This is a genomic window from Leisingera aquaemixtae (assembly GCF_019801145.1).
Classification (GTDB): Bacteria; Pseudomonadota; Alphaproteobacteria; order Rhodobacterales; family Rhodobacteraceae; genus Leisingera; species Leisingera aquaemixtae_A.
In genome coordinates this window covers 68,803-74,860 of the sequence record NZ_JAHVJQ010000015.1, presented here as the reverse complement: position 1 = coordinate 74,860, position 6,058 = coordinate 68,803, and the positions used below count along the sequence as shown (strand labels likewise).

6 protein-coding genes are annotated in these 6,058 nt (G+C 58.5%); 2 read left to right on the top strand and 4 right to left on the bottom strand.

Going from position 1 to position 6,058, the window contains the following annotated elements:
* The first annotated feature begins 463 nt into the window (after positions 1 to 463).
* Both KUW17_RS22135 and KUW17_RS22130 read left to right on the top strand, forming a co-directional pair.
* Positions 464 to 1,393 (top strand): MBL fold metallo-hydrolase, encoded by a 930-nt coding sequence (locus KUW17_RS22135; protein WP_222482478.1) that lies wholly within the window; start codon positions 464 to 466, stop codon positions 1,391 to 1,393.
* Entirely contained in the window at positions 1,390 to 2,334 is a 945-nt protein-coding gene (locus KUW17_RS22130) for an MBL fold metallo-hydrolase (protein WP_222482477.1), read from the top strand. Before KUW17_RS22135 ends, KUW17_RS22130 begins: the two co-directional genes overlap by 4 nt.
* A gap of 1 nt (position 2,335) precedes the next feature.
* On the opposite strand, the gene KUW17_RS22125 is transcribed toward KUW17_RS22130, so the two are convergent.
* From KUW17_RS22125 to KUW17_RS22110, 4 genes are all read right to left on the bottom strand, one after another.
* Complete coding sequence (locus tag KUW17_RS22125) at positions 2,336 to 3,394, bottom strand: YeeE/YedE family protein (protein WP_222482476.1); 1,059 nt, start codon at positions 3,392 to 3,394, stop codon at positions 2,336 to 2,338.
* Between the two features lie 156 nt (positions 3,395 to 3,550).
* Positions 3,551 to 3,985: a DUF302 domain-containing protein gene (locus tag KUW17_RS22120; protein WP_222482475.1), complete on the bottom strand. Its 435-nt coding sequence runs from the start codon at positions 3,983 to 3,985 to the stop codon at positions 3,551 to 3,553.
* A 75-nt stretch (positions 3,986 to 4,060) separates the two neighbouring features.
* Positions 4,061 to 5,323 carry an NAD(P)/FAD-dependent oxidoreductase gene (locus KUW17_RS22115; RefSeq protein WP_222482474.1) on the bottom strand — a complete coding sequence of 421 codons (1,263 nt, stop codon included), beginning with the start codon at positions 5,321 to 5,323 and terminating at the stop codon, positions 4,061 to 4,063.
* A gap of 25 nt (positions 5,324 to 5,348) precedes the next feature.
* Positions 5,349 to 6,056 carry a c-type cytochrome gene (locus KUW17_RS22110; RefSeq protein ID WP_222482473.1) on the bottom strand — a complete coding sequence of 236 codons (708 nt, stop codon included), beginning with the start codon at positions 6,054 to 6,056 and terminating at the stop codon, positions 5,349 to 5,351.
* Positions 6,057 to 6,058: the final 2 nt, after the last annotated feature.

Here is a 6,058-nt window from a genome sequence, read left to right as displayed (position 1 = left end):
GCAGCTCGTTCCAGCCAAACGTCCGCCGCGCCGCCTCAGCCTGCTGCCGCGTCAGCCCGCAAAGCGGCCCGCCGCCGCGCTCCTCAACAGGCTCTCCCATGCTCCGACCTCCGCTGACCCAACCGGCTGCTGCTCCCAGCCTGCCGCAATCAGGCCGCATCCGGCAACCGTGCCAACGCCGCAGGCCGGCGGTTCCCCTGTCTCCGGGGCCAGTGCGTGCCCCTGATATCAAGGCCTAATATCCAGGCCTTGCGAACCGGTAATCGGCACATTGCAAAACCGCGTTTGCTAAACGGGCATCCTCAGGGTGTGCTTTCGCCCCAGAGCACTGAAAACTCGCCTGCGGCGGGCATCCAAGCTGGCGCAGGCTGCACTGGCCGTCCTTCAAACCGCCTGCAAAAACTGTGCCAGAATGCACGTACTCAGCATTTACAAACAATAACATTCAAATTAATGATTATGTATGGGCAGAATACAACAATTTTCCCGCCGCACTTTTCTGTACCAAGGCGCCTGTCTGGCGGCTCTTGGCAGCCAGGCTGAGATTGTGCGTGCAGATTTGCCGATTGGTTCGTCAGCATGGATCACAACATTATCGGACGGGTACTTGTCATTACCGCCTGAAATGGTGTTCGGGGCGATGCCGCAGAAAGAACTCGAAGAGCTGCTGGCCCGCCATCAGACCAGCCTCAGCAAGTATGAGCCAAATTGCAACGTTGTGTTGTACCGTGATGGGGAAAACACGGTGTTGTTCGACGCGGGCGCCGGACCGGATTTCATGGCCACATCCGGCAAGCTTCCGGAAACTTTCGACGCGATTGGCTTGTCCCCCGATGAAATCACACACGTTGTACTGACACATGCCCACCCGGATCACATCTGGGGAGTTCTGGATGGTTTTGATGATCCGTTCTTTCCCAAGGCCGTTCATCTCTTTGGCCGGAAAGAGTGGGATTACTGGTGGAACCCTGCAACAGTGGATTCCATTGGGGCCGATCGCGCATCATTCGCTGCAGGTGCGAAGCGGCGAATGGAAGCAATCGAAGATCAGGTCGAGTTTTTTGATGACGGGCAGGAGATCCTCCCCGGTATCGCAGCACGCGCAGCCTACGGTCACACGCCCGGTCATATGGCGTTTGAGGTCCGCAAAGGCAACGACGCGCTGATGGTTGTCGGAGATGCGCTCGGCAACCCTCATGTCGCGTTCGAACGTCCCGGTTGGCTCAATGGCACAGATCAGGATCCAAAGGCCGCGGCAACCGCCCGAAAATCGCTGCTGGAACAGATTTTGGCAGAGCAGATGAGGCTCGTTGGCTTTCACCTGCCAAGCGGCGGATTTGGCCGCGTTGAAAAGGCTGGTTCGGCCTATCGCTTTATCGGGGAGCCGTCATGAATCGGATTGTATTGATTGTTGCCGCTTTGGCCCTGCCAGCTTGGGCCAGCGAAGATATCGCAGACCAGTATCCGCAGAGTGTGCTGTACTCAAAACCGGTCGAGTACATTCCTGGCGTGTTTTCCGCCATTGGCGCAACCGCGCCGCCTACTTATGAAAACTCAGGCCACAACAACAATCTGAGCTTCATTGTGACGGGAGAAGGCGTTGTCGTTGTGAACGGTGGTGCGGCATATACGCTTGCCGAGGCTCTTCACCGGGAAATTCAGGCTGTCACCGATCAGCCGGTCAAGCTTGTCTTCAACGAAAACGGACAGGGGCATGCGATGCTCGGCAATGGCTACTGGTCTCAGATCGGTGTGCCCATAATTGCCCATGCGGATGCCGCGGCGGAGTTCGAGGAATATGGCCCGCAGATCCTCGAGCAGATGAAGAAATACAACCAGGATAAGGCAGAGGGCACTTACCTGGCGGGCCCGACCGAAACGTTCGACGACGAATACGTGGTCGAAATGGGCGAATTCCGCATCGAAGCCAGATACCTCGGGCCTGCGCACAGCCCCGGGGATATCTCGATATGGTTGCCCAACCAAAACCTGGTCATTGCGGGGGATATGGCTTTTCACGAGCGCATGCTGCCGATTTTTCAGGATACCTACACCGCGGATTGGCTTGAAACCTGGGACAATGCGTTTGAGAGCCTGGGGGCAGCCTATGTCATCCCGGGGCATGGCCATCCGACGAACATGGATCAGGTCCGCAGGTATACACGCGACTACCTGATATTCCTGCGCAGCAGAATTCAGGAACATATGGACGCCGGCGGAGATCTGGCCGAAGCCTATTACGTTGACCAGTCGCCCTACGCCCACCTGGATACATTTGAGGAACTGGCAGCAAAGAATGCCGGCCGTGTTTACGAGCAAATGGAATTTGAATAACTCAGGACCTCTGTGAAACCGGATGCCGCTTCATCAGCCGATGCGTGGCAACTGCCCCTGCCCACATCGCGAACACTGCTATCCATGCGGTCAGTGAAAAGGCCGACCCGCCCGACAGGCCGGCACCGACCGCACAGCCCCCTGCTAGCATTGCTCCGAAGCCCATAAGGACGGCCCCGGCGAGATACCGTTCCATCGGGGTGTCTGCGCCGAACCTTTCAATTTCCCAGTCACCCGAATGAATGGCTGTTGCAGCGGCGCCCATTGCGACCCCGGGAACGAGGCCAATGCCAAAAGACAGTTCCACGTTCCGCTCCGCAACCAGCGCCATTAGGGTATCCGTGGCAGGGCCGGTGAACGTGACTGACGATACCGGCACGATTTCAAACGATGTTTGGGCAATCGCAAACGTCATCAGCCAGCCAATCGCCACCGCTCCCCCGACACCCGCAGCTGGCACCATCGTTGCCACGGGCACCTTCTGCGCGACTGCAAACGCTATTGCCAGCAGCAATCCTGCCATTGCCAAAATGGCGTAAACAGCGGTTGGCAAGCCAAATATCATGGACAGATCCCGCGCCGCGCCGCCAGAGACCATCCAGATACCGGCGAGCGTCTCACGTGCCGGGCTGAGCACTCCCGTAAAAGCCGCCTGTGCCACTAGTGTCAGGATCAGCCCCGTGACCAATGCCCGCAAGTTGCCGCAAGAGGCCAAAACCAGCAGCCGCGACGCGCAGCCGCGCGCCAAAACCATTCCGGTGCCGAACATCACGCCGCCGATCAAGGCACCACTGATGCTGCCTGTTGAAGCGATCGCACGCGTGCCGGACAGCTCCAGAAAATCCAGGGCAACAGATCCCTGAACAAGAGCCAGTGCCGACATGAAGGCAATCAGCCAAACCGCCAAGCGGGGCCCAAGCCGGCCGTCGGCAACCTCCACCGTGGCAGCACGCAAACAGAAATGGGATTTCTGTGCTGCGGCCCCGAACATGATGCCAACAACCAGCCCGGCAACGGCCAAAGCACCGGCATCCCCCAGCAGATCGATGAGCATCTCCATGGATAGAAACTCTCACTCGGTTACGTGGCTGTCCTTGTCTTTTGTCAAATGCCGACTGCACGGCCGTCGGCCTGCACGCAAACGGGGCAAGGTCCACAGTTTGCTCAAAGAAGAACCTGCCGCTCCGCCTCTCCCGGCGGCTGGCCGCATTTCCCTTCAGTTTCCAACAGCCTCTTCGACGATTTCCGACAGCAGGGCCTCGACCTTGTCCATCGGACCGTCCGGATAGCTCCGGTAGCCGACCTGAACTCCGCTTTCGTCCTCGGTGACAAATATCCCGTAAGGGCAATAACCGATGTTCATCGGGTCAGCTTCCATCACTTCACGCGAGATTTTTGCGGAGCAGAAGATAAAGATATCCGCGGCAGAGAAGATCTGCTTGTCGCTTCCAACATCGGCCCCTGTGCGGTTCAGCATCTCGCCAACATGGCTCACGTAGTCAATGACCAGCCCCTCGCCGACGATTGCAGATTCAACTGCAAATGTGGCGTCATCAAAACTGCCGTCAAAAGGAACTGTGACAATCTCTCCGGCAATGGCCTGGTTTGCCAAAACGCCAGCGATTGCAGCGGCTGCAACACAGTGGTTCATGATAGTATTCCTCCTCCAGGCCCGCTTTTCACGTATAGAGCGGCAGGGCCATGGCACCGGCCGCCCTCTGTTTCCCTATCCAAACATGTCCGAGGTGATGCCCGCGTACCAGCCAATCGATTCTTCGTAGGTGGCTTTCCTCAGGTCGGCGTCTTCGCCGGTCTGGCTGATAAAACCATCCACCTTGGCGATTTTTTCTGGGGTGGCCTCATAGGTCGCACCGACCTTGACCCCGTCATTGGTGCCGATCAGCGACCAGCAAGTGTTCGAGAACTTGGCCGGAAATACCTTGGACCCGGTGAGCGCGCCGCGAACTGCATTCGCGCAAACCTTCGCTTGGCTGTTGGCGGAAAATCCAGACTTCGGCATATCCCCCTGCTGGCTGGCATCACCCAGGACGTAGATGTCAGGATTTGCCTTCGACGACATGTCGGCTGCGTTCACAGGAGCCCAATTGCCATCGGTCACCCCCGCCATTTCCGCAATGCGGCCTGCTTTCATCGCCGGGATCACATTGCAGACGTCAACCTTGGTTTCTTCTCCGTCGATGGTCACCGTCATGGCATCCGGGTCCACAGAAACGTTGCCGCCGCCGAAATCCTCTCCGATCCAGTCAACCATTCCTTCGTAGTGGTTTGCCCAGCCTTCCTGGAACAGAGCCATCTTGGAGAACTTGGGCTTTGGATCGGCAACAATGATCTTGGCGGCCGGGTTTCTGGCTTTTAAAACATGCGCCACCATCGAAACCCGCTCATAGGGTCCCGGCGGGCAGCGGTACGGGTTCGGCGGCGCCACCATCGCAAAGGTTCCCCCTTCGGGCATCGCCATGATCTGCGCCTTCAGAAGCTCCGTCTGGGAACCGGCCTTGTAGGCATGGGGCATCTTGTTCTGTGCCGAGACATCCCACCCCTCTACCGCTCCATCAACAAAGTCGATACCCGGACTCAGGATCAGCTTGTCATAGGGGAGGAATCCGCCGCCAGCCAAGGAAACGGTCCTGGCATCCGGATCAACCCCAGTGGCCCAATCGTGGATGACGTTGATACCATAGCCAGCTGCCAGCGTTCCATAGCTGTGCGCGATGCCGGAAAGCTCTTGGAAACCGCCCAGATACAGGTTGGAGAAGAAGCAGGTGTAATAGGTCCGCGACGGTTCGATCAGCGTGACATCAATCTCGCCCTTGCTGTCCTTGGCGATGTAGCGGGCTGCGGTTGCACCGCCTGCCCCGCCGCCGACAACCACGACCCGCGGCTTGCCCTGCGCCAAGACGGCCGGCGCCGACAGCCCGGCAGCGACTGCACCGGCGGTCCCAAGAAATGTGCGTCTGTTGAGTGTCATCGCGTTTCCTCCCCTTTTGCCACTTTTACTCCGGGTTCTTGAAATACGCGGCCAAGGCCGCGATTTCCTCGTTGCTCAGGCGCCCGGCAATCATCTGCATCACAGGATGGGGGCGCTGCTTCTCCTTGTAGGCGTGCATGGCAATGATAAAGTCCTCATCCGGCCAAAAGACGATGGACGGGATGCCCTCATCGCCGCCTTCAATCTGATGGCAGGTTGTGCATTCGCTGCTGAGATAGGCGCCGTATTCCGGGTCGCCCTGAATCGCCAAAATCCCGGGATCCACTGAGTGGTCCGTTCCTTTGGCCGTCGGGTCAGCCTCCGGGATGTCCCGCGGATTGTCCGAGAACTTGCGCAGGTAGGCGATGACATTGGCCCGGTCTTGCGGGTCTTTCAGTCCTGGAAAGCTCATCCGGGTTCCCGACGCAAATGAGCGCGGATTTTCAACGTAGGCCGACAATGTGTCCGCATGCCATTCCAGGCCGGAGTTTCCCGCACGCTCAAGGCTCTTGGAGTAGTTGAACCCTTCAAGCCCTGCAGCTTTGCGCCCGAAGACGCCGTTCAGATGCGGGCCGATCCTGCTTTCAGCACCTTCTCCAACCTGATGGCAGCCCTTGCATTTCTCGAACACAAGTTTTCCGGCCTCTGCATCGCCAAGTTCTGCTGCAGCGCCGGCCGCGGGGGAAAGAACCCCGGCCACTGCAGCAAACACCTGTGCGCCCGGCCACCGCATGA